This window comes from Nocardioides albidus, assembly GCF_006335005.1.
Taxonomy (GTDB): Bacteria; Actinomycetota; Actinomycetes; order Propionibacteriales; family Nocardioidaceae; genus Nocardioides; species Nocardioides albidus.
The window spans coordinates 202,176-204,399 of sequence record NZ_VDMP01000027.1 but is presented as its reverse complement, the minus strand read 5'-3'; the positions used below and the strand labels follow the sequence as shown (position 1 = coordinate 204,399).

Genomic DNA, 2,224 nt, shown 5'->3' with positions numbered 1-2,224 from the left:
CCGAGCGTGATCAGGCCGAAGTGGCTGAGCGAGGTGAGACCGATGAGCCGGAAGATGTCGTCCTGCCCGATCGCGATCAGCGCTCCGTAGACGACGGAGATCAGCGCGAGGGTCACCACGAGCGGGGTGGCCCACTGCGAGGCCTCGGGGAAGATGCCGAGGCAGAAGCGCATCATCCCGAAGGTGCCGATCTTGTCGAGGATGCACACGAGCAGCACACCGGTGCCGGGCGTCGCCTTCTCGGTCGTGTCGGCCAGCCAGGTGTGCAGCGGGAACAGCGGCGCCTTGATCGCGAAGGCGATGAAGAAGCCGAAGAACAGCCAGCGGCCGGCCTCCGTGCCGATGTCGAGCCGCTCCAGGTCGGCGAGGAGGTACGACGGCTCGCCCTGCTGGGAGGAGACGACGTAGAGCCCGATCACCGAGGCGAGCAGGATCAGTCCGCCGGCGAGCTGGAACATCAAGAACTTCAGCGCCGCCGCGCCCCGACCCTCGCGGCCGAACCCGCCGACGAGGAAGTAGGCGGGGATCAGGGTCGCCTCGAAGACGACGTAGAACAAGAACACGTCGGTCGCGCAGAACACGGCGAGCGACAGGCCCTCCAGGGCGAGGGTCCACGCCACGAACGAGCGGGCGCCCGCCGACCCGGGGGCGTCCGCCTTGAACCACTCGGCGCCGAGCACCAGCGGGACGAGCAGCACCGTGAGCAGGACCAGGAGCAGGCCGAGACCGTCGACGCCGAGGGCGTAGTGCACCCCGAACGCCTCGATCCACTCGTGCTCCTCCTCCAACTGGCGACCGCCGTCGGCGTCGTACGACGCGGCGACGACCACGCCGACGACCAGCGTCGCCAGCGCGACGCCGAGCCCGGCGGTCTTGCTGACCGCGCGGGGCGCCAGGGCGACGGCGACGGCGCCGACGATCGGCAGCCAGACGAGAACGGACAGCATCAGTTCACCACCACCAGGGTCAGGACGAGGAGCAGTGCGCCGCCGAGGATGCCGAGGGCGTAGGAGCGGACGTAGCCGTTCTGCAGGCGCCGCAGCAGCTCACCGGTGCCGGCGAGGACCGTCGTGCCGCCCATGAAGAGGCCGTCGACCAGGGTGCGGTCGCCGGCGGTCAGTCCCGTGACGGCGGCCTTGCCGGGAACGACGACCAGGCCGTCGTTGATCGCGTCGCCGTACAGGTCGGCACGGGCCGCTCGGGTGGCGAAGGAGACGTCGGCGGGGGCCGTGCGCGGCACGTCGCGCCGACCGACGAGGACCCAGGCGAGGGCGACGCCGGCGGCGACGACCGCGATGGTGATCAAGGTGAGCACGATGACCGGCAGCGGCGGCTCGTGGTGCTCGGCGTGGCCGACGACCGGGCTGAGGAAGTCGACGATCCAGTTGCCGGCGAGCATCAGGCCGCCGAGGGCGGACAGCGCGGCGAGCACCATCAGCGGGATCGTCATCACGAGCGGGCTCTCGTGCGGGTGCACGCCCTTCTCCCAGCGCTTCTTGGTGAAGAAGGTCATCAGCATCATGCGCGTCATGTAGAAGCCGGTGATGCCCGCGCCGAGCAGGGCGCAGAGGCCGACGATCGGGTTCTCGGTGAGGGCGACCTCGATGATCTTGTCCTTCGACCAGAAGCCCGCGAACGGCGGGATGCCGATGATGGCGAGGAAGCCGAGCGCGAAGGTGGCGAAGGTGATCGGCAGCGCCTTCTGCAGCGCGCCGTAGTGGCGCATGTCGACGTCGTCGTCCATCGCGTGCATCACCGAGCCGGCCCCGAGGAACATGTTGGCCTTGAAGAAGCCGTGGGTGAGCAGGTGGAAGATCGCGAACGCGTAGCCGGCGACGCCGAGGCCGGCGCCGAGCATCATGTAGCCGATCTGGCTCATCGTGGAGCCGGCCAGGCCCTTCTTGATGTCGTCCTTGGCGCACCCGATGATCGCGCCCCACAGGAGGGTCACGGTGGCCACGATGACCACGGCCGTCTGGGCGGTGGGCGCGAGCTCGAAGACGAAGTTGGAGCGGGTGACGAGGTAGACGCCGGCGGTGACCATGGTCGCGGCGTGGATGAGCGCCGAGACGGGCGTCGGGCCCTCCATCGCGTCCAGCAGCCAGGCCTGGAGCGGGACCTGGGCCGACTTGCCGCACGCGCCGACCAGCAGCAGGACGCCGATCCAGTTGAGCGTCGTCTCGGTCGCGCCGCCGGCGAGCTCGCTGACGCCGCTGAAGCTGGT

General features: G+C 69.8%; 2 protein-coding genes. Both read right to left on the bottom strand.

Annotated elements, in window-relative coordinates:
• Window positions 1-947: complex I subunit 4 family protein (locus FHP29_RS19390; protein WP_240044659.1), on the bottom strand; the 947-nt coding region annotated here is incomplete at its 3' end.
• The coding region (locus FHP29_RS19385) for an NADH-quinone oxidoreductase subunit L (RefSeq protein WP_240044618.1) at window positions 947-2,224 on the bottom strand (1,278 nt) is incomplete at its 5' end. The genes FHP29_RS19390 and FHP29_RS19385, both read right to left, overlap by 1 nt.